The sequence below is a fragment of the Sulfuricurvum sp. genome (genome assembly GCF_031427015.1).
Lineage (GTDB): Bacteria > Campylobacterota > Campylobacteria > Campylobacterales > Sulfurimonadaceae > Sulfuricurvum.
This window is the reverse complement of record NZ_JASJOW010000002.1, coordinates 466,607-486,248: the sequence shown is the minus strand read 5'-3', so window position 1 is coordinate 486,248 and position 19,642 is coordinate 466,607. Positions and strand designations below refer to the sequence as shown.

Annotated in this window: 22 protein-coding genes; 3 read left to right on the top strand and 19 right to left on the bottom strand. The window is 45.1% G+C overall.

The annotated features are described in order from the left end of the window. Positions 1-14: 14 nt before the first annotated feature. On the top strand, positions 15-779 hold the full coding sequence (locus RMO68_RS04940; protein ID WP_310439598.1) for a carbonic anhydrase: 765 nt from the start codon (positions 15-17) through the stop codon (positions 777-779). Here the strand turns inward: RMO68_RS04940 and RMO68_RS04935 are convergent. From RMO68_RS04935 to aroQ, 11 genes are all read right to left on the bottom strand, one after another. After that, positions 760-1,998 (bottom strand): MFS transporter, encoded by a 1,239-nt coding sequence (locus RMO68_RS04935; protein WP_310439597.1) that lies wholly within the window; start codon positions 1,996-1,998, stop codon positions 760-762. The genes RMO68_RS04940 and RMO68_RS04935 overlap by 20 nt on opposite strands. Then, positions 1,986-3,005, bottom strand: coding sequence for a tRNA 2-thiouridine(34) synthase MnmA (gene mnmA / locus RMO68_RS04930; protein WP_310439596.1), 1,020 nt, complete (start codon positions 3,003-3,005; stop codon positions 1,986-1,988). The genes RMO68_RS04935 and mnmA overlap by 13 nt, the downstream gene beginning before the upstream one ends. Further along, positions 3,005-3,793, bottom strand: a complete 789-nt coding sequence (locus tag RMO68_RS04925) for a TIGR00730 family Rossman fold protein (RefSeq protein ID WP_310439595.1) — start codon at positions 3,791-3,793, stop codon at positions 3,005-3,007. The genes mnmA and RMO68_RS04925 overlap by 1 nt, the downstream gene beginning before the upstream one ends. A gap of 2 nt (positions 3,794-3,795) precedes the next feature. Beyond that, the gene (gene fliY, locus RMO68_RS04920) at positions 3,796-4,659 is read right to left on the bottom strand and encodes a flagellar motor switch protein FliY (protein ID WP_310439594.1); all 864 of its coding nucleotides are present in this window, start codon (positions 4,657-4,659) and stop codon (positions 3,796-3,798) included. Continuing rightward, positions 4,652-5,746: a flagellar motor switch protein FliM gene (gene fliM / locus RMO68_RS04915; RefSeq protein WP_310439593.1), complete on the bottom strand. Its 1,095-nt coding sequence runs from the start codon at positions 5,744-5,746 to the stop codon at positions 4,652-4,654. Before fliM ends, fliY begins: the two co-directional genes overlap by 8 nt. After that, positions 5,746-6,438 (bottom strand): RNA polymerase sigma factor FliA, encoded by a 693-nt coding sequence (locus RMO68_RS04910; protein ID WP_310439592.1) that lies wholly within the window; start codon positions 6,436-6,438, stop codon positions 5,746-5,748. The genes fliM and RMO68_RS04910 overlap by 1 nt, the downstream gene beginning before the upstream one ends. Then, positions 6,435-6,758, bottom strand: a complete 324-nt coding sequence (locus RMO68_RS04905; RefSeq protein ID WP_310439591.1) for a hypothetical protein — start codon at positions 6,756-6,758, stop codon at positions 6,435-6,437. The genes RMO68_RS04910 and RMO68_RS04905 overlap by 4 nt, the downstream gene beginning before the upstream one ends. Before the next feature lie 71 nt (positions 6,759-6,829). After that, positions 6,830-7,702: a P-loop NTPase gene (locus tag RMO68_RS04900; protein WP_310439590.1), complete on the bottom strand. Its 873-nt coding sequence runs from the start codon at positions 7,700-7,702 to the stop codon at positions 6,830-6,832. Next, positions 7,699-8,961: a flagellar biosynthesis protein FlhF gene (flhF, locus tag RMO68_RS04895; RefSeq protein ID WP_310439589.1), complete on the bottom strand. Its 1,263-nt coding sequence runs from the start codon at positions 8,959-8,961 to the stop codon at positions 7,699-7,701. The genes RMO68_RS04900 and flhF overlap by 4 nt, the downstream gene beginning before the upstream one ends. Next, entirely contained in the window at positions 8,942-9,466 is a 525-nt protein-coding gene (gene folK / locus RMO68_RS04890; protein WP_310439588.1) for a 2-amino-4-hydroxy-6-hydroxymethyldihydropteridine diphosphokinase, read from the bottom strand. The genes flhF and folK overlap by 20 nt, the downstream gene beginning before the upstream one ends. Further along, a complete protein-coding gene (gene aroQ, locus RMO68_RS04885; RefSeq protein WP_310439587.1) occupies positions 9,466-9,954 on the bottom strand; it encodes a type II 3-dehydroquinate dehydratase in 489 nt (162 codons plus the stop codon). The genes folK and aroQ overlap by 1 nt, the downstream gene beginning before the upstream one ends. A 152-nt stretch (positions 9,955-10,106) precedes the next feature. Here aroQ and RMO68_RS04880 point away from each other — a divergent pair, with 152 nt between their 5' ends. After that, a complete protein-coding gene (locus tag RMO68_RS04880; RefSeq protein ID WP_310439586.1) occupies positions 10,107-11,318 on the top strand; it encodes an aminofutalosine deaminase family hydrolase in 1,212 nt (403 codons plus the stop codon). Beyond that, on the top strand, positions 11,315-12,187 hold the full coding sequence (gene sppA / locus RMO68_RS04875; protein WP_310439585.1) for a signal peptide peptidase SppA: 873 nt from the start codon (positions 11,315-11,317) through the stop codon (positions 12,185-12,187). The genes RMO68_RS04880 and sppA overlap by 4 nt, the downstream gene beginning before the upstream one ends. 3 nt (positions 12,188-12,190) lie before the next feature. Here sppA and xseA read toward each other — a convergent pair whose 3' ends face one another. The 8 genes from xseA to thrB are packed head-to-tail and all read right to left on the bottom strand — an operon-like array spanning position 12,191 to position 19,638. After that, positions 12,191-13,444 (bottom strand): exodeoxyribonuclease VII large subunit, encoded by a 1,254-nt coding sequence (gene xseA, locus RMO68_RS04870; RefSeq protein WP_310439584.1) that lies wholly within the window; start codon positions 13,442-13,444, stop codon positions 12,191-12,193. 4 nt (positions 13,445-13,448) lie between these two features. Next, complete coding sequence (ubiE, locus tag RMO68_RS04865; RefSeq protein ID WP_310439583.1) at positions 13,449-14,159, bottom strand: bifunctional demethylmenaquinone methyltransferase/2-methoxy-6-polyprenyl-1,4-benzoquinol methylase UbiE; 711 nt, start codon at positions 14,157-14,159, stop codon at positions 13,449-13,451. A gap of 8 nt (positions 14,160-14,167) precedes the next feature. After that, positions 14,168-15,175 (bottom strand): bifunctional diaminohydroxyphosphoribosylaminopyrimidine deaminase/5-amino-6-(5-phosphoribosylamino)uracil reductase RibD, encoded by a 1,008-nt coding sequence (gene ribD, locus RMO68_RS04860; RefSeq protein WP_310439582.1) that lies wholly within the window; start codon positions 15,173-15,175, stop codon positions 14,168-14,170. Next, complete coding sequence (locus RMO68_RS04855) at positions 15,175-15,606, bottom strand: ribosome maturation factor RimP (RefSeq protein WP_295013869.1); 432 nt, start codon at positions 15,604-15,606, stop codon at positions 15,175-15,177. Before RMO68_RS04855 ends, ribD begins: the two co-directional genes overlap by 1 nt. Next, positions 15,596-15,961, bottom strand: a complete 366-nt coding sequence (gene rbfA / locus RMO68_RS04850; RefSeq protein WP_015652896.1) for a 30S ribosome-binding factor RbfA — start codon at positions 15,959-15,961, stop codon at positions 15,596-15,598. Before rbfA ends, RMO68_RS04855 begins: the two co-directional genes overlap by 11 nt. Next, complete coding sequence (gene infB / locus RMO68_RS04845) at positions 15,958-18,492, bottom strand: translation initiation factor IF-2 (protein WP_310439581.1); 2,535 nt, start codon at positions 18,490-18,492, stop codon at positions 15,958-15,960. The genes rbfA and infB overlap by 4 nt, the downstream gene beginning before the upstream one ends. Further along, entirely contained in the window at positions 18,482-18,736 is a 255-nt protein-coding gene (locus RMO68_RS04840) for a DUF448 domain-containing protein (RefSeq protein ID WP_310439580.1), read from the bottom strand. The genes infB and RMO68_RS04840 overlap by 11 nt, the downstream gene beginning before the upstream one ends. A 20-nt stretch (positions 18,737-18,756) precedes the next feature. Next, positions 18,757-19,638: a homoserine kinase gene (thrB, locus tag RMO68_RS04835; protein ID WP_310439579.1), complete on the bottom strand. Its 882-nt coding sequence runs from the start codon at positions 19,636-19,638 to the stop codon at positions 18,757-18,759. Between the last annotated feature and the right edge of the window lie 4 nt (positions 19,639-19,642).

Here is a 19,642-nt window from a genome sequence, read left to right as displayed (position 1 = left end):
GAAGGATTTGTGTCATGAATAAGCGTACGTTTCTTAAATTTTTCGCCCTTACCACGGGCTCAATAGCTTTTGCCGGTTCCAATAGCCACGGTGCTGCGGCTCACGCAGCGCCTAACACTCAAGAGTTGCAAGAGATGGCCAATAAGATGTTTGGCGAAGTGATCTCCCAAAATGATTATTACGTCAATCATCAAGGGGCAACTTTTTTTGAAAAAATGAAAAATTCTCAACATCCCCGTGCAACTGTTATCGGATGCTCAGACTCCCGTTTTCAAAGTGACGCACTCGATAAAACAGCGGAAAATGATCTTTTCATTATCCGAAATATCGGTAACCAATTCAGTTCCAATATGGGAAGCATTGAATACGGAGTACGCCATCTCAACACCCCTTTGTTGATCATTGTCGGTCACTCACGCTGCGGTGCGATCAAAGCAGCTCTAAGCGATTATTCTGCAGAGGGACCGCATATCATCCAAGAGCTTGATTCTCTCTCCTTAGCGGTACGAAAAACATCCCTCAGCGGCACAGAAGATGCAAAATGGCTCTCGGCTGTTATCAGTAATGTTCATCAGCAGGCGTTTTATGCCCAAAAAGAGTTTAAAGGAGATGTTGAGAGTGGGAAACTCACTATCGTCGGCGTAGTCTATGATTTGGCAAATGATTTCAATAATGGCTACGGACGGTTAAAAATCGTCAATATTAACGGGGAAACCAATCCAGATAAAATCATGCAGTTTCCCTTAATGAAATCACTTTTCAAACCGGTACACGTCTAAGTACACTCCAGCCGATTAGCGATGTAAGCGCGATCACATATGCCGGTGTATACGGATCGCCGCTAAGTGCACTGAGTGAAGTCATCAAGGCGGGGGTAATTCCGCCGACGATTCCCGCCGCACTCCCTAAAATTACCGCTGTAAATGACGCACGATATCCATGATACTGCAAAACCATAACCGTCGAAGCAAAAATAGGGGCTTGAAAAGCACACAAGAGTATCACTAACGCGATCGTCCCTGCCATTGCACCCCAATACCCCCCGATACTCATACCGACCATTAAGGGGTAAATACCAAAAGCTAGCATGAATGCCGCATATTTCATTACACGAAGCGAGCCTACTTTATCGGCGACCATCGCCATCAACGGGATAAAAACAACCCCGATGATGATGGAAATAGTATTAATCTGCCCTGCTTCTGCCTTACTGAGTCCCGCACTTCCCTGAAGCCAGATGGGGAGATAAACGAATACCGTATAATAAAAGATCCATATTGCCGAAGCAATGCTCAAGAATTGCCAAAATTCACGACGATGATGTCGTAAAATCGCTACGATGGGAACGGTTTTATCTTCACTCGGCTGATACTCATCGGTTAAATTACGACGCAGATACAACCCCGCTGCCGCAATAACGATACTTGCCCAAAACGGAATTCTCCATCCCCACTCACCCATAGCCTCTTCGCCCAGATACCACAATAATGCACCACACAAGCCTGAGCCTAGAGCCATCCCTATCTTTGCACCAACAGAGACAAATGAGCCGTAGAGGTTTTGACGATTAGGGGAGGATTGCTCAACCAAATAGACAATGGAGCTAGCATATTCTCCCCCGACGGAAAGCCCCTGAATCATCCGAAGAGCGACCAAAAGAATCGGAGCCATAATCCCGATCTGAGCGTAAGTCGGTAAAAATCCGATTAAAAATGTGGGAAGTGCCATAAGAACCAATGAACTCATAAGAGCAAAGCGTCGGCCTATCCGATCACCGATATGACCGAAAACCAATGCTCCCACAGGACGCATAATCATCCCCGCGGCAAATGCGCCGAATGAGCCTAATAAAGAGAGCACGGGATCATCGGAAGGGAAAAAAAGATTCCCCATCATCACCGCCAAAAAACCGATCAATGCAAAATCATAATACTCAATGACGTTGCCGATAATTCCTGCCGCTACAATTTTTTGTTTTGGCGTTATCAAATAATCCATCCACCGCCGAGAAGTTTATCTCCATCGTAAAAAACACCCGCTTGACCTGAGGCTACACCCAGCACCGGTTCATGCAGTTCAACCACCGCATGATCGCCGTCGATTTTTACCGAACAACGTACTGCCGTAGTACGGTAGCGAAGTTTAACGTCACACTCAAACTCCGTGCGTGAATCGAACATATTGACACGCTCCAACTCCACACGGTTACACTCTAAATCTTCACGCGTCCCTACTACGATTTGATTGGCATCAGGTTTGATTTCGACAACGAAATGGGGATCATGTGCTCCGTTAACCGTAAACCCTTTTCGCTTACCGATCGTGTAATGCATATACCCTTTGTGCTTACCGACTATTTTACCGGAGAGATCGAGGACATCTCCCTCCTGATCAACAGGTACATACGGTTTCAAAACATCCATATAAGTCGTTTCAACAAAACAGATTTCACTCGATTCCCCTTGAGAGGCAAACGATTCTAACCCTTCGATACTAGCGGCATACGCTTTGATATCACTTTTGTGCCGTTCTCCGAGGGGGAACAATAATCGTGGAACCAGTGCAGGATCAATGTAAAATAGAAAATAGCTTTGATCTTTTGTATCATCATGCGCTTGCAGTAAATATTGTCCGTCATGTCGAATATAATGTCCTGTTGCGATGTAATCAGCACCAACACTGTCCGCATAAGCAACCATTGCACCGAATTTTATATTTCGGTTGCACAATGCACAAGGATTCGGGGTTTTCCCTTCACGGTAGGTTTCGATAAACGGTGTAAACACTTTCTCATTAAACTGCTCTTGCAAGTCAAGGATATGGAGTTTTACCCCGGCAAAATCTGCCGCTTTCTGCGCCCGTGCTTGATGAATTTCATGATAACCGGGTTTAGAATGGAGTTTCATATAAACGCCCTCTACCTCATACCCTTGCTCTTTTAAAAGCAGTGTTGAAACCGTTGAGTCAACGCCACCGCTCATCCCGATGAGTACTTTTTTTGCCATTAAATACTGCTCTCTTCACATTTAGTTCGATCTGCCATGTAGGAAGAGAGAACTTGATAATACTTCGTATCGTCCAATCCCTCTTTTTCTAATGTTGCCATCTGTGAAATTAGTGATTTTTCAATCTCCGTTGCAACAAAAGTTAAATCATCCGTCAGAATGATCAAATTAATATCTGCTTCATCAATCATCCCCTCAGCAAGCATCTTATCTCGAATAAACTGTATAAGCGGTGCATAAAACTCCGTTCCGATCACAAACAATCGGACACCCCATACTTTCCGCGTCTGAATTAGCGTCAAAGCCTCAAACATCTCATCAAGCGTTCCGAATCCCCCAGGAAAAATAACATACGCCATCGAGTATTTAACCAACATCACCTTGCGTGAAAAGAAATAGTCAAAGCTCCGCCCTTTGGTAATGTACGGATTCGGATGCTGTTCTGATGCCAATTCGATATTCAAACCGATTGATTCGACATCTTCATGCTCATAAGCACCGCGATTAGCCGCTTCCATGACACCCGGACCACCTCCGGTGATAACATTGTATCCGCGCGCACCCAGCATACTGGAAAGTTCCATTGCTTGCAGGTAATAGGGATGGTTTTCATCCACCCGTGCACTTCCGAAAATAGTTACCGACGGGCCCAAATCCCCGAGTTCGTCAAAGCCTTGAACAAAGTCGGCGATGATTTTAAAAACACTCCACACGTCTGCTGATTTAATATCTTTGACATAGCGGCTACTCGGGTATTCTTTTTCTTTCTTTTTTCGATGCGGAGGCATGGTTACCCTTTGAGTTTATTCAAACGATCGCGTTTGCTTCCGATTGAAGTAATCTGAACACCGAAATTTCCATCGACAATGACGACTTCACCCTGCGCAATAACATGATCGTCGACCAAGATGTCAAGAGGATCATTCGCAAGCTGATTGAGCTCAATAACAGATCCGATATCCATACTAAGAACATCTTTGAGAAGCATTTTTTTCTTCCCGATGCGGACACGAACGGGGAGCTTTACCCCCATAATCAAACCGATATTTTTCATCTCACCGTCTTCAAGTTTAACTGAAGGTTCAGGAGAAGGTTCATCAAAAATATTACTGCTGACATTTGCTTTGGGAGGGGGAGCAATCTCTCCGCTTAATGCATCATTGACAGATGAATCGATGGCCAACATCATCAAAGAGTTAATCGCTCCCAGTGAAAAACTAAAAACGAACATTTTTGCATAAGCATCAAGATTGACTTCACCGCTTTCGGGGATAAATTCAGCACGTTCGGGTTTGATGGTAAATTTAGGAAGTTCTTTTTGTGACGCCAAGGTAGTGCTCATCGCCCCAACAATATTCGAAACAATCTCTTTTGCCGCATCCATATCTTCATCCGACATGGTGTCATGCGCTTCACCCTCACCGCCGAGCATCATGTCACCCAATGCCGTTGCCAGTTGAGGAGGCATCATTACGATTCCTCGCCCTGCCGCCGCACCGCTAAAACTCACATGAATTTGAACAATCGGAGGTATGACATTGGAGATGATAGAGATATCTTCTGCCTCTTTAAGGGTAATACTCGGTGCTTGTCCCGTTAAACCTTCTATGGTTGCAACCGCTTCGTTTGCAAATACTGCGGGAAAATCACTCATCTTCATCCTCCTCTTCTATTGGTCCGCGTATCATCTCTTTAACCCCGCTGATACGTGCTTTTCGTTTCGTTTCAAACTCTTTAAGAGCTCGTTTGACCGCATCTTTTTCAGTATCGATAAGAGAGGTAATCTGTATCGATTTACGAAACCGCCGCAATCCCATCTGCCCGACAAAGCGTGCTTTTCCGTCAACACTGACATTAACGACATCATCGGCAGGAATATTAAGCCGAATTATATCCCCTTCACCTAAGTCTAAAAGCTCATGAAGACTTAATTCCGCTTCCCCAAGGTTCACTTCAACATTAACATGCGCTCCCCCGAGAAGGACTTGAAGTTCCTGATTACGGCTCTTTTTTGAACTGGTTTCATTGAGCATCAGATCACGACTGGCGAGTTTCGGTAATACCGGCTCCAATGCGATAACGGGATAACAGATGTTCATCATCCCCGAACTGTGCCCGATGATAATCTCCATAACGACCATGACGACGATCTCATTTTGAGCAACGATCTGAACAACGTTCGGACTCGACTCTTTCGATTCTACCTGCGGATAGAGATCGGTAACCGGTCCCCACGCCTCACGGAGGGTCCCCATCATCACCCGTAAAATCGTTTCAAAAAGGGAGAGTTCGATATCGGAAAACTCACGATTGGCTTCGAAAGGCTCCCCTTTTCCGCCAAGAATACGATCCAGCATCGGAAATGCGATAGAGGGATTGATCTCTAAAACACCGTTTCCTTCCAATGGCTTCATCGAAAAAACGTTAAAGCTGGTAGGATTAGGGAGGGACATCAAAAACTCACCATAAGTCATCTGATCGACGGAATGGAGCTGTATCTCTACGATGGAACGCATGATTGCCGAAATCTGTGATGCGATGGAGCGGGCCATCTTATCGTGGATACCGCGAAATGCACGAAGCTGCTCTTTAGAGACACGGTTAGGGCGTTTAAAATCGTAAAGGGTAATTTGACGCTGCGGAAATAGTGGATCTTCGTTCGACTCTAAAACCCCATCGCCCTCATCATCTACAACGTCTAAAAGGGCATCAATCTCTTCTTGTGATAATATATCAGCCATTAATACCCTCCTACCGCTTCTTTAATTCGTCGGATCACCGATTTGTGAATTTGTGAAATTCTTGATTCGGTGATATTGACAATTTCACTGATCTCTTTAAGTGTCAACTCTTCAAAATAGTAGAGTTGGATAATAATCTGTTCACGCTCTTCAAACCCCATCAAAACTTCTTGAATCGCTTCGATCAAATCTTCGTGTTCTAACCGCTCCAGCATCCCGCTCTCTTCGGGAGTTCCCAACTGATCGTCCAGTGGAAGTACGGTATAAATATCGGACGCGATACGCGCTTCGCGTACTTTTTCCTGTTCGATTCCCAAAATCTCGGCGAGTTCACTGTCACTGGGTTCATCGTCATGCGCGCTCATGTAGACTTCGATAGCATGATCGATCTCTTTAATCAGCCGTCTGCTTGAACGGCTTACCATATCGAGTGAGCGAAGATAATCGAGCATCGCTCCGTAGACGCGTGTTTTGGCATAGCCCCAAAATGAGTCATTTTGCCCCTCATCGTAACGACGTGCCAGTTTAACAAGTTCTTCAGTCCCTATAGCGCATAGATCCATATAATCAATCGAGCTTGGAAGCCGTTCTTTGAGGCGGAACGACATCGCTTTTACCGCCGGAAGGAATTGAATGGCGAGTTGATCTTCACGGTGTTTTAACTCTTGCGTATAAGCATTGGTACCGCTCATCCTTGCCCCCGTCCTTGATCATCAAGTAACTCTGATTTGTGCGTGTAAAATGCGTCAATAAACTGTTCGCGTTTATTAATTTCACGCACAAAGAAATCGAGATTATGTTCATGTGCTTTTTTAGGAAAAGATTGCGCTTTAATCCCCAACGATTGGAAAAAGAAGCCCACGCACAAATGGGCAAAAAGATAAAAAAAGAGGCTAATGAGGATCACAAATCCCAAGAAACTCTCCGCAGAATCCGATTGTAATATCCCAAAAACGATACCGATAAAAAAACCCTGTACCGTTAAAAAAGAGACAAAATTCGAACCCCGCATATCTTTCTATCCTTCTCGTAGCTGTCTATCCTAAAAAGCACTATTCGCCCTATCCGTGTAAACACAGTGGATCAAAAATGTTCCATTAGACGTTTAAACAGCCCACCTAACCCGCTATCTTTGGGATCTACTAGCACGTTTCGTTCCAATTTTTTGGCGATCCGCTTAACAATCTGCTCTAATTCGCTTGTTGGTGTTGCGGTAGGAAAATCACGAGAAAACAACGCTCTTTTTTTAACACTCATCGAAATTTTAGGATCACTTGAGATTTGTCCCAAATAACTTAACTGTAACGAGCCTCCGATATTAGCCGCCGCCACTTTATGAATCTTTTCAAATAAGCTTTCCGCTTCTTTAGGAGAACGGACTTGATTCATGATAACATTGATTTCATTACGTAAACGTGCCGTTAGCTTGATCGTAGCATAGGCATCGGTAATTGCCGCAGGATCGGGTACCGTCACCACAATCACATCATCACAGGCACGTAAAAAAAGCTGGATATGTTCTCCGATCCCCGCACCCGTATCGATAATCATCACATCCAAATCATCTAAAACATTAGCTTGATCCATAAACCGTTCAAACAATCCGCCCGACGCGTATTTGAAAATCTCTTCCCCGCTCTCACCGGGAATCAGTACCAAATTCGGCTCAATCGGAACCAATATCTCCTCGACGGTTGCTTCCCCTTTGAGGACATGCAAAATATTTTTTTTGATTTTGACATTAAACATAACATCAAGATTAGCAAGTCCGATATCGGCATCGAATATCCCGACTTTCAACCCATACTTCGCCATTATATAGGCCATATTGGAGCTAATCGTACTTTTTCCGACTCCACCCTTACCGCTTGTTATTGCGATAAATCGCGTTTTTTTCGCTACCGTATTTCGGTTTTGATTAACAAGGGCCTCAAGTTTGGACGCTTGATGGTTCATACATTTTCACCTTTGCCGAAGCCGTTCATAAGGCATTCGACTAAAAAATCACTCGTCGCCACTACCAAATCTTCAGGAACTTCCTGCCCTACCGAAAAGTAGCTAATCGGGACTTTGGTCTCATATACGAGAGAGAAAATATTGCCAAAACCTCTGGTCTCGTCAAGTTTCGTAAACATCATCGTATCAATCCCAAGCGGTGCAAAATTCTCATACGTCGCTTTAAGATCATCGTATTTAATCGAGCTTGGCATAACCAACACCACATCTACACTGTAATCGGTATTATTATCACGCAGACATTCGTAAATTTTTTCGATTTTCCCTTTATCGTACGGGGAAGAACCCATAGTGTCGATCAGAATATAATCACTGTAACGCAAAGCGTTAAGGGCACTTGAAAACTCCGGAGGGTCTACTACCGTTTCGATCCCCAGTTTCATCATCCGTGCGTATTGCATCAGCTGCTCTACCGCTCCGATGCGGTAGGTATCGAGGACAACAAGCCCTACTTTGTATTTTTTCTCCAAGAGATACGAAAAACGTGCCGCCAACTTCGCAATCGAAGTCGTTTTCCCGACACCGGTAGGGCCTACGAGCATAATCACTTTTTTACCGCCCGGTTTCGGCGATGTTTCCATTCTCACAGGAATCATTTTACGCATCAATACCTGAAAATAGCGCTTAACGGTTTCGGAACTCTCTCGCATTTTCGAGGGCATATGCTCGAGAGTAAGATGCATAATCTCGTCAAGATGTCCCTGATCCATTCCGCTTTGTTGGGCAAGACGGTAAATCTCTGCAAATTCAGGGGGAATAGCTGCCGTTGTTTTCGGCGATTTTTCAGACCAAAACATATTTTGGATCAGTTTGACTTTGTCTCCGAGTTTTTCAATCTCTTCTTTAATCCGCTTCAGATCTTCACTTTCTCTAATCGGTGCATGTCGAGGTGCACGCTCTTCTTCGGTAACTTCCGCAATTTTAGAGATTTGTTTGGCCGCTTCGGAAATATTATAAAGGACATCACTGCTTTTTTGTGCCAATGGACGCTGTTTCATTAAAGGCTCTTCGATTTTGGCCTTTGTCTTAGGAATAGTATGTTCTTCAACCCCTACTACAATCTCATACAAAGCACTTTTACCGAGTGATTTCTTCTGCACTTCGCGTGTCTCGATTAACATCGCCTCTTCGCCGACCTCCAACTGCGCTTTTTTTAGCGCTTCAGCAGGGGTGGCACCGCTAAATGTCAAGATTTTCATAATATCTCCGTGTGCTCTTTCGAGCTAAACTTCCAAGCGGTATGGTTACACTTACCCGCTCACGCCAATAAGGATGAGGAATACTCAACTCTTCGGTTCGAATGAACCGTTTTTCAAAGAATAGTATATCCAAGTCTAACGTCCTCGGCGCATTCGCAAAACTGCGACGCCGCCCAAAACGCTTTTCAATCCGCCAAATCAACCGCAATAATGCTTTTGGTTCCAATGAGCTTCCGATCTCGATCACCGTGTTGTCGAAATCACCTTGATCCACATACCCAAAAGGAGGATTTCGCAGTATCACACCGCTTCGGATTCTACATATCTGCGGTAATCTCCCCAAATAGTGCCAAAGATGATTCATTCGACGACGCGTATCACCGATGTTTCCACCAACCCCTAAAACAACGCGGTAACGATACCCATCCGCTTTAGAGAGTGTTTTGGGGAAATTGCGATCGACATAGATACTATGTCTCTCAGAAAGCTTACGGCACAGTGGCATTACTCTTCTTCGCTACCTTGCACAGCTGTGGCTTGCGCTTGACGCATTGCATTAATTTCACTCAAAATCTGCATCATCCCCACCATCGCTAAATGGTATCCGAAAGGGCCGAAACCGATGATCGAAGAGGTACATACAGGGGCTGTCATACTTTTTTGACGAAACTCTTCACGACGATAGATATTGCTGATATGTACTTCAATGGTCGGAAGGTTGACCGCACTGATCGCATCACGAATCGCAATCGACGTATGGGTGTAAGCGGCAGGATTGATGATGATCCCGTCGGCATCCCCGTAACACTCTTGGATACGGTCAACAATTTCCCCCTCCAAGTTACTTTGATAAAACTCAATCTCTACACCGTTTTGGGTTGCGACATCTTTCATTTGGGCATGAATCTGTTCTAAACGCATCGGCCCGTATACTTGCTGTTCCCGAACCCCTAACATATTGAGGTTTGGCCCTTGGATAACGACTATTTTCATTGATTAAACCTTGATCTTCTGTTTTAAGGATAGATTATAAGAGGTTCTATATTATAAGGAACTAAATCGCTTTCATCTTCGAAAAATTCGATTGCCCTAAAGCTCATTTCGCTATACTTTATCTTTTAAAAATCAGTATCAAAGGTCTAAAATTGCAAGTACTATTAAGTGACGCTATTTTTACAGATGGAACCGTTCTTCGTGATCACGGCATCGTATTTGATAAAACAATTCTCGAAGTCGCACCGAATGAAAATTTACGTTCACGTTACGGCACACAATGCACTGAATTAGGAGAGGGCTCTGTTCTTCTTCCGGGCCTTATCAATTCTCATGTCCATTTAGAGTTTAGCGCCAATCAATCCCATCTCACTTACGGCGAGTTTATGCCGTGGCTCTCCAGTGTTATCGCATCTCGAGATGAGCTCATCAACGCATGTAATGACGATTGTACAACCCGTGCGATTGAGACCATGCTCGCCAACGGTATCACCGCATTCGGTGCGGTAAGTTCGTATGGATTCGATCTCAATCCTTGTGTTAAAGCATCTCAGAAAGTTGTCTTTTTTAACGAACTCATCGGCTCCGATCCCGCCATGGCCGATGCACTTTATGCCAACTTCCAAGAGCGTCTTTTTGCCTCTCAAGAGCTAAAACGAGAAGGATTCCATCCCGCAATCGCCATCCACTCCCCCTACTCCGTTCATCGGGTATTAATCCAAAAAGCACTTAAATACGCAAAAGAGAAAGAGCTGCGTGTGACGGCTCATTTACTGGAAAGTCCAGCTGAGCGGGAATGGTTAGACACTAACAGCGGAGCATTTGCCCCGTTTTTTCAAAACTTTCTCAAACAAACCCAAGCCGCCAATACGGCACAAGAGTTTATAAACTATTTTTACGAAGTACCTACCCTCTTTACCCATGCCGTTCAAGCAACTGAAAATGAGCTCTCCGTTATCGCTTCAGGTGGACATAGTATTATCCATTGTCCCATCTCAAATCGCCTTTTAGGCAACAGCGTCCTTGATATCAATCGCCTCAATTCATTCTCTGTCCCGTGGGTATGCGGAACCGACGGACTAAGTTCCAACTATGCCCTCGATCTGTTTGAAGAGATGAAAATTGCCCTTTTTATCCATGCCGAGGATGACTTATCCTCTTTGGCTCTCCATCTTTGGAGGAGTGTCACTTCCGATGCGGCGAAAGCATTGAAACTCAATTGTGGTACAATCGCATCTGCTTATGATGCGGATATTTTAGCGGTACGAATCGATTACCCCATTAATGAACAACTGCCGATTCATCTGATAACACAACCTCGCATCATAGAATCCATTTATATCCAAGGGGAGAAAGTACAATGATGGAAATTATTAGAAAAATCGGCACTTGCCTCGCATCGGGACTCAAATTTATCCAAGAACATTTTAAAGCTACCCTCTTGGTACTCTTCGTCATTTGGCTCCTTCTCCCCTCAGGGGATGAGGGGATGACATCCCATAATCTCCAAAAAATTTCTCTTACGGGGCCAATTTTGGACGCAACCCCTATTGTCGAGCAAATCGACAAAGCCGGTGAAAATCCTGATATCAAAGGGGTCCTTTTTAGCATCGATTCTCCCGGCGGCGCCGTTGCCCCTTCCGTTGAAATTGCCTACGCAATCAAACGGCTTACGGAGTCCAAACCCGTTGTTGTCTATGCGGCGGGGATCATGGCAAGCGGAGGGTATTATTCCGCTATTTGGGGAAATGAGATCATTGCCAATCCCGGCAGCATGATCGGCTCCATCGGTGTCATTATGCAAGGAGCTGATATTTCCGAACTCATGGAAAAAGTAGGGGTAAAAACCCAAGTTGTCCATGCCGGAACCTACAAACAAGTGGGAACATTTGATCGAAAGTGGAGTGACATCGAACGTGCCGAACTTGATAAAGTGATCGGCGGAACCTACGCAATGTTTGTATCCGATGTCGCACGTGCCCGTAAAATCAATCCGTCACTTAGCAGTGAATTTGCCGATGCCCATATCTTTACCGCTGCTCAAGCGAAAAAAGTGGGTCTTGTAGACAGTATCGGAGTTGAATACGATGCCAAAAAACGGGTAGAGACGCTGGCAAAAGTGAGCGAACCGATTTGGAATAAAGAAGACCCGATGGATAGATTTTTCAAACGATTCGCCGCAGAGGGAGCAAGTTTGGCACACATGTACTTTCCGCCCGTATCTTTGCAATAACGATTAAATCGAAACGATCTCTACTACTTCCGAGCGGACAACTCTCCGCTCGTTCATCGCCTCAAACCGATCCCCGACACTGAGCACATCCAAATCGATCACTTTGCCATCCCGTGCGATCTGCGCAAATCCGCTTTTGTTTTTATTTTTTGGATGGTTGGCATTAAACCCTTCGATGAGCTGTGTAATCACAAACTGCTTTTGGCGTAGTGTTGATTCGATACTCTGATTTAATCGCTCTATCAACGGAGTAATCTCCCGTCGGCTTTGCTCTAAGCGTTGTGTCATTTGTCGATTTAAACGCTCTCGTAGCTCTTTGACCAACTCGTGTTGAACTTCCAAACGATGCTCAACCCCATGACGTTTAAACGCTTCCTGCATCGAGAGGAGCTGTTCGCGTTTACGCTCCAATCTCTGAGTAATCATCCCATAAGCACTGGAGCGAAGTTCATCGATACTCTGGTATAGCTCGTTTTGATCGCTAAGGAGCATCTGCATTGCCGCACTCGGTGTCGGAGCACGCATATCGGCCACATAATCACTAATGACCCAGTCGATCTCATGCCCCACCGCCGACATCACGGGAGTGTTCATGGCAAAAATGGCATCGGCAACAATCTCCTCGTTAAATGCCCACAAATCCTCAATACTTCCACCGCCCCGTCCGACAACGACCGCATCCGCATTTAACGTATCGGCATAGCGGAGAGCATCGGCTATTTGTCCCGCCGCACTCGAGCCTTGAACCAACACATCCAAAACGATGAGTTTGACCAGCGGCCATCGATGTGAGGCGACTCTCTGTATATCTTGCAATGCGGCACCTGTCGCAGAGGTAACTAAAATAATCGTTTGGGGGAATTTAGGGAAACTTTTTTTACGTCTCGGGTCGAAGTACCCTTTAGATTCCAATTTTTGTTTTAACTGCTCGAACGCTACCGCCAACGCCCCCGCACCGTAAGGTTCAGCACTGAACGCATTGATCTGATATTCGCCGCGCGGTTTGTAGAGGCTTAATGCCCCGTGCAAGATGATATGCGCCCCCTCTTCGAGAGAGAACTTTAGCCGGCTAGCGTTGCCTTTGAACATGACACATTTGATGGCGGAATCGTTGTCTTTGAGGGTGAAGTAGATGTGTCCGCTGCCGTGTTTAGTGACGCGAGAGAGTTCCCCCTCGACGCTGACAAATTCAAAAGAGGTCTCGAGTAGCGTCTTGATCTGTTCATTAAGAGAAGAGACGCTAAGGGTGGAAGCCATAAAGCTACTTTTTACGGGCAATTATCAACGTTGAAATATCCATTGAAAAGCTTTTGGTATAGAGCATTTCAAATCCAGCTTCTTCAAGCTCGCGAGACATTTTACCTACGGTTAAAAAACCTTCGATAGAATCGGGGAGATAACGATACGCTTCGTAGTTGTTAGAGATCAATCCGCCGATACGAGGGAGGACGTTGTTCATGTACCAATCACGCACTTTTCCGAGCATAGAGGGATTTTCGTTTTTCATAAATTCCAATATTACGACAAGCCCCCCTGTTTTAAGGACGCGATTAAATTCATGAAGTCCCTCTTGACGCTCTACAACATTACGAATTCCGTACGAAATGCTGATGATATCGGCAGAACTGTCCTCTTTGGGAAGTTGTGTTGCAGGGGCGATGTGAAACGACATATCCGGAAATTTTTCACGTCCTACACTCACCATCCCCTCACTAGGATCAATCCCGACAATACGATCAACATTCAATCCCGCTTTATCGGCACGACGTTTCCAATACCCCATCATATCCCCGGTACCGCATGCGACATCAACAATGGAGTCAATCGTTTTTGAGGGGCAGTAACCAAACGCCAAATCGCATGCCCTGCGACGCCAAAAGGTATCGATACCCATACTGAGCACTCGATTAGCACGATCATACGTCGGTGCTATATCGTTGAACATCGATACGATTTTCTCTTGTTTGGTCATAAATAGTCCTATTTTTTCTTCATCCAAAGGATAATATTGTCAGTGATTTTAGCGTTCATTACCTCAAAATCCTCTTGAATTACCCCAAGAGTTTGTGATCCACCCCCAATTTTAGGTGCAATGTAACTCAGATACCAATCACATACATCACGACTCGCCTCAAACATCCCTGCACCCCCTTCAATCATAACAAGACGATACTCCTTGATCCGGTCAAATCTTGATTCAATAAAAACTTGACGATTAGAGACGTTAAAGAGAGGAATGGTACGGTCAAATTCTTCTTCATAAGAATAAATCAACACGTCGGGAGCCTTTCCCTCTACAAGTCGTGCATCGAGCGTTGGACGATCAGTGCGCACCGTATTGCCTCCGATTACGATCAAATCGCATTTATCCCGAAGCGCATGAACATGCTCACGTGAATTCTTTGAGCTAATCGTTCCGTTATCAATCGTCCCGTCAAGTCGCTGTGCCCATTTAAAAAATACAAAAGGGTTCTCTTGCCATTTCAAAAATGGTTCTAAAAGCTCACCCCCCTCTTTTTCCATAATTCCAAAAGTACATTCAACACCTGCGTCGCTCAAAAGTGAAGCACCGCCTGAAGCTATCGGATTGGGATCTTTGCACGCGATAAAAAGCTCTTTAACTCCCAAATCTCGGATGAGTAATGCGCATGAAGGAGTTTTGCCGCTGTGGGAGCACGGTTCCAGCGTCACCGCCATAGAAATCGTTTTAAAAATACCGTTGTGGTGGGTTCTGAGGTAATCGTGTATAACGTGGGAATCATCGCTCAGTGCAATCGTGTTATCACCTGAGAGAATCGTATAAGCATCCCGTAATGCGTAAACTTCGGCATGAGGACCACCCGCGATTTTATGAGCACCGTGTGATAGGATTGTCCCTTTTTCTGATATACACGCTGCACCGACGGCAGGATTGGGAAAAGTGAGGAGTTGAAAGTCCCACGCCGCTTCGAGCGCGAGTTTCATAGCATGAAGTGCGGTGGTTTTCATTACCACTCGAAGTAGGTTTTAGCCTTGCTGATCGAGCGAAAAGGGATTTTTTGCTCACCGTTTTCTTTGGTCATTAAAATGATCTCATCGTTTTCGACACCGATCATTTCACCCTCATATTTCTCTTTAGAAATGGTACTCAAAGCAACTTTTTCACCCACGGATTGGATAAAGTGTTCTAGTGTTTTGAGACGGCGTTCAATGCCGGGTGAACTTACTTCGAGACGATATTCACCGCTTACCGGAGAGGTAACGTCTAATAGCGGATTGATGAGATGGGTGAGCTCAGCACATTGATTGAGCGTAACACCCCCTGGCGCTGTAACACTAACACGGAAAATGGTGTTCTCATTTTCGTTAAGTACAGCGGTATCATAGAGAGACAAGCCGATGGATTCGACCATTTTTTTGATGTCAGATTCAAGACTCATCTTTTTTCTCCTTGGCGATTTGGGCGAACAACGCCTCAATATTTTGGCTTCGTTTGAGGGTATCATCAAATACGAAGGTCATACGGGGACTGCGAAACCACCCTTGATCTTTCATACAGTGCTCTTCGATAATCGGACGCGCTTTTTCAAGCAGTTTTAAAAAAACGGCTTGTTCTTGCGGAGTGTAGTGATGAGGATCAAGATAGACTTTTGCATCGCTTCGTCCGCGTGAACAATGGACGTCGATAACATCCACTTCACGCACACGCGCATCGGAGAGTTGACTGATCGCTTCGGGAATCAACTCTTTTAGAATTGACTCCGTTCGCTTGATTTTTATTTGTGCCGGAGTCACAGGGATACTTTAGTCTCGATTTTTTTGAAGGTTTCGATAACGTCACCCACTTTGACATCGGTGTAGCCGTTGAGGACAACACCACAATCCATCCCTTTACCGACCTCTTTGACATCGTCTTTGAAACGTCGGAGTGACGTAAGATCACCCTCATGGATAACGACACCCTCACGGATAACACGAACCATTCCGCCGCGTACGAGTTTACCATCAACTACAACACATCCTGCGATGGTTCCTGAACCTTTAGGCATTGGGAAGGTATCACGAACTTCCGCCTGACCCGTGTTCTCTTCTCTAAATTGTGGTGCCATCATACCGCCGAGCAACAATTTAACATCGTCGATCAACTGATAAATGACAGAGTAGGTTTTAATCTCTACACCCATCTGTTTTGCCATAGCATTAACATTACCCGTAGGACGTACGTTGAATCCAAGTAGTGCACAGTTTTCACTGTTGTTAACCAATGCGACGTCATTTTCAGTGATTCCACCGACACCGCTGGAGATCACTTCAACTTTGACCTCTTCATTACGCAACTCTGCAAGGGCCGATTTAATCGCCTCAAGAGACCCGTGAACGTCGGTTTTAAGCACGACTTTAAGGGCTTTGATACGACCCTCAGCGATCAACGAGGTCAAATCATCAAACGATGCTTTCGTACTCAATGAAAGTTCACGGTGACGATCGTAGTCGGCACGTTTTTGTGCGACTTCACGTGCTTCACGATCACTCTCCATCACCATCATCACTTCACCCGATGGCGGTACGTCACTGAGTCCTACAACAACGGCGGTTTGACTCGGTCCGATCTGTTGAAGCTGTACTTTACGATCACTAATGAGTGCTCGAACACGTCCATAAGCGCCACCGCACACGATGTTATCACCGACACGCAATGTTCCGTTTTGAACAATAACGGTAGCAACCGGTCCGCGACCTTTTTCCAATGTAGACTCAACAACAACCGCTTTTGCCATAACATCAGGGTTTGCTTTGAGTTCCATCACTTCGGATTGGAGCAAGATCGCTTCTAAAAGCTCATCAATCCCCGTCATTGCTTTCGCTGATACGCCGACAAACTCAACATCTCCGCCCCACTCAGTAGGGTTAAGTCCGAGTTCTGCCATTTGTGCTTTAACCATATCAGGGTTAGCACCCGGTTTGTCCATTTTGTTCACGGCAACGATAACCGGTACTTTTGCATCTTGTGCATGTTTTACCGACTCACGAGTTTGAGGTTTAACCCCATCATCCGCCGCAACAACGATTACGATAATATCGGTAAGCTGTGCCCCGCGTGAACGCATTGCACTAAAGGCTTCATGCCCCGGAGTATCGAGGAACGTAATCAACTTACCTTTTTGCTCTACCGAATAGGCACCGATGTGCTGAGTGATTCCGCCCGCTTCGCCGTGTGCTACTTTGGCATTACGAATCGCATCAAGAAGAGAAGTTTTACCATGGTCAACGTGCCCCATGATCGTGATAACCGGAGGACGCTCAACGGCACCTTCACTGTCCTCGTGCTCTTCATCGTACGCACTCTCAAGATTAAACGCATCTTTTGGATCGATAGTGGTTACTTCGACACCGAACTCGCTCGCCAAAATTTCGATTTCGTCTTTTCCGAGAAAGTCATTTTTGGTTACCATCATTCCAAGATCAAAAAGAACTTTGATTACGGCAGAAATACTCTGACCTACTTTTTCCGCAAATTCGTAAACACGAACATCTTCTGCGATTTCAACGTGAGTAATTACTTCATCTTCTTTTGCATCTTTGGTATAACGTTTACGTGCTTCACGAGATACTTGACGCGGTTTATTCCGGTTAGCACCTTGTTTTTTACCTGCGTTACGGCCAATCGGTTTTTTCTCTTTTGGTTTTTGTTCTTCTTCCGGCGGTAAAGAAGCACCTAGATCGTTGAAGTCCATCAATACGACTTGATCTTGCTCATAGTCCATAGAGACGTCTGAGATACCCCCGCCGAAAATATCAAGACGAACTCCTTGATCTTTTTTCTGTACCGGAGCATTATTACTTTGTGCTTTTTTTGCTTTTTTTGCTTCCAACTCACGCTGAGCTTGTTCGCTCAATTTTCCGTAGCTGGAAACATTGAGATTTTCATGACGTACAGGCGCAATGAACTCTTCTTCTTGAGGACGTTTTTTCTTAACGATTTTCAATCCTGAACGCTTCGGCGCTTCCGGCTCAGACGAAGATTCTTCGCTACTTTCCTCTTTTTTCTCTGCTTCGGCTACTAAAACCGGAATACTCTCTTCAACCGCACTGAGGGTAATTGAAGGCTCTTCGGAAGAGGTAGTTTTTAGGGAAGACTTGGGCGCCGTAGTCTCAGTAGACGCCCCGCTCATGATATAGTTCATGATTTGCTCAGCTTCTTCGATCGAAACCGAACTCGAGGCAGTTTTTACATTAAGCCCCATTGCAGCTGCTTTGTCTACTACCTCTTTTGAATTAATACCAAGCTCTTTGGCAATTTCATGAACTCTAACTTTATCCATCATTAACGATGATCTCCTTTAACCGATTCATCAGCTCTACGCTAGCGCCGCTTTTACATTGACGGGATAATTGACCCGGAGTTTTTTTATGGTCGATACACGATCGACACAGATAAAAACTTCTCCCTTCTCCACGATAAGGTTCTAATAACCCCTCTCGGCATTGAAGGCGTAAAAGTGAAAATTGAGCGAAGCGCTCACGACAAACCACGCACATGCGTATAGGCTGATGTAACTTTTGCGCCATTATATCCAATACTTTCTTAGTTATCGTTCGACAACTAAACCGTCATTGTCAAAACCTAAAATTTTAACCTCAAAATCGGTAAATTCCGACTTGAATTTATCGGCTAACATCTGAGCATCCTGATCGTAGACCATATTAAAAAAAGTGGATCCGCTTCCCGAGAGGGTTGACATCAATGCCCCGTTATCGTACGCCATTTTTTGGACGGCAAAAAGTTCGGGCAACATCTTCATCCGCACTTTTTGGTGAAAGCGATCTTGAGTCGTAAGGCGGAGCATCTCCCAATCTTCATTGAAAAATGCCCCAACCGTCACTGCCGTATGAGAAAGGTTAAAAACGGCGTTCTCTTTGCTGTACGACTTAGGGAGCGTCGTACGCGATTTGGCGGTGGATATCGGTTTGTTCGGGATTACAACCACCGCCTTGAGATAATCGGGGAGATGTTTTTGTTGAGAAAATACTTTTTGTTTTTCCACCATCGCCGCATTGAATCCCCCCATTACCGCCGGAGTAATGTTATCGGGATGAGATTCATACACCAGTGCGTGATTGAGAATACGACGTTTGGAGACCTTTACTCCCGCAGCTTCATGAGCACAGCTGATGGCGCTTACAATCACGGCAGAAGAGCTCCCCAAACCGCGAGACATCGGTATTTGGTTATAAAATGTAAATTTAAAATTTTGCCGTTTTTGGGTCAGACGGCGGTAATGTTCGTTAAAAATAGAGACGAACAGATTATTTCCTTTGAGACGGGGATTATTTTCACCTTCACCTTTGATAGAAACAGCAAAAAAGCGTGACGGTACCAACTCTACTTGGTTCCGTAAATCAACCGCAAGGCCTAATGAATCAAATCCGGGTCCTAAATTCGCACTCGTTGCAGGTACACTAACGAACAAATAA

Coding starts and splice junctions, on each gene's coding strand:
- infB (WP_310439581.1), bottom strand. CDS start 18,492: ATGATGGATAAAGTTAGAGTTCATGAAATTGCCAAAGAGCTTGGTATT.
- sppA (WP_310439585.1), top strand. CDS start 11,315: ATGATGGAAATTATTAGAAAAATCGGCACTTGCCTCGCATCGGGACTC.
- RMO68_RS04855 (WP_295013869.1), bottom strand. CDS start 15,606: ATGAGTCTTGAATCTGACATCAAAAAAATGGTCGAATCCATCGGCTTG.
- RMO68_RS04900 (WP_310439590.1), bottom strand. CDS start 7,702: ATGAACCATCAAGCGTCCAAACTTGAGGCCCTTGTTAATCAAAACCGA.
- ribD (WP_310439582.1), bottom strand. CDS start 15,175: ATGAAAACCACCGCACTTCATGCTATGAAACTCGCGCTCGAAGCGGCG.
- RMO68_RS04925 (WP_310439595.1), bottom strand. CDS start 3,793: ATGCCTCCGCATCGAAAAAAGAAAGAAAAAGAATACCCGAGTAGCCGC.
- fliY (WP_310439594.1), bottom strand. CDS start 4,659: ATGAGTGATTTTCCCGCAGTATTTGCAAACGAAGCGGTTGCAACCATA.
- xseA (WP_310439584.1), bottom strand. CDS start 13,444: ATGGCTTCCACCCTTAGCGTCTCTTCTCTTAATGAACAGATCAAGACG.
- RMO68_RS04910 (WP_310439592.1), bottom strand. CDS start 6,438: ATGAGCGGTACCAATGCTTATACGCAAGAGTTAAAACACCGTGAAGAT.
- RMO68_RS04935 (WP_310439597.1), bottom strand. CDS start 1,998: ATGGATTATTTGATAACGCCAAAACAAAAAATTGTAGCGGCAGGAATT.
- flhF (WP_310439589.1), bottom strand. CDS start 8,961: ATGAAAATCTTGACATTTAGCGGTGCCACCCCTGCTGAAGCGCTAAAA.
- RMO68_RS04905 (WP_310439591.1), bottom strand. CDS start 6,758: ATGCGGGGTTCGAATTTTGTCTCTTTTTTAACGGTACAGGGTTTTTTT.
- mnmA (WP_310439596.1), bottom strand. CDS start 3,005: ATGGCAAAAAAAGTACTCATCGGGATGAGCGGTGGCGTTGACTCAACG.
- folK (WP_310439588.1), bottom strand. CDS start 9,466: ATGCCACTGTGCCGTAAGCTTTCTGAGAGACATAGTATCTATGTCGAT.
- RMO68_RS04840 (WP_310439580.1), bottom strand. CDS start 18,736: ATGGCGCAAAAGTTACATCAGCCTATACGCATGTGCGTGGTTTGTCGT.
- ubiE (WP_310439583.1), bottom strand. CDS start 14,159: ATGACCAAACAAGAGAAAATCGTATCGATGTTCAACGATATAGCACCG.
- aroQ (WP_310439587.1), bottom strand. CDS start 9,954: ATGAAAATAGTCGTTATCCAAGGGCCAAACCTCAATATGTTAGGGGTT.
- RMO68_RS04940 (WP_310439598.1), top strand. CDS start 15: ATGAATAAGCGTACGTTTCTTAAATTTTTCGCCCTTACCACGGGCTCA.
- fliM (WP_310439593.1), bottom strand. CDS start 5,746: ATGGCTGATATATTATCACAAGAAGAGATTGATGCCCTTTTAGACGTT.